The sequence below is a fragment of the Williamsia sp. Y712 genome (assembly GCF_059445525.1).
Genome location: NZ_JCAIUN010000007.1, coordinates 1 through 609, shown reverse-complemented (window position 1 = coordinate 609; position 609 = coordinate 1). Strand labels below are relative to the sequence as shown.

General features: G+C 56.8%; 1 rRNA gene. It reads right to left on the bottom strand.

The features are described 5' to 3' along the window. Positions 1 to 609, bottom strand: a 23S ribosomal RNA gene (locus AC1D75_RS27065); the annotation flags it as partial.

Genomic DNA, 609 nt, shown 5'->3' with positions numbered 1-609 from the left:
GCTAGAGGCTTTTCTTGGCAGCATAGGATCATGGAATTCGCCTCATTCGGCTACGCATCACCTCTCAGGCTATATGTGTTCCGGATTTGCCTAGAACACGCCCTACAGGCTTACACCAGTACAACCACTGACTGGCCCCACTACCTTCCTGCGTCACCCCATCGCTTGACTACTACCAACCAAGGTCCTGCGCATAGGATTCCAGGCCACCCGAAGGTGGTAAGGAACATTCTGGGCAGTTAGTACAGCTGATTCATCACGGGCGCGACTACACGGGTACGGGAATATCAACCCGTTGTCCATCGACTACGCCTGTCGGCCTCGCCTTAGGTCCCGACTCACCCTGGGCGGATTAGCCTGGCCCAGGAACCCTTGGTCATTCGGCGGCGAAGTTTCTCACTTCGCTTTCGCTACTCATGCCTGCATTCTCACTCCCACACCCTCCACACCTGGATCACTCCGATGCTTCCATGGATGCAGGACGCTCCCCTACCCACCCACACACCTAGCCAACTATCCGCAGATAGAAGGCGGGCTATTGTGTGAGTGCCGCGGCTTCGGCGGTGTACTTGAGCCCCGCTACATTGTCGGCGCAGGATCACTTGACCA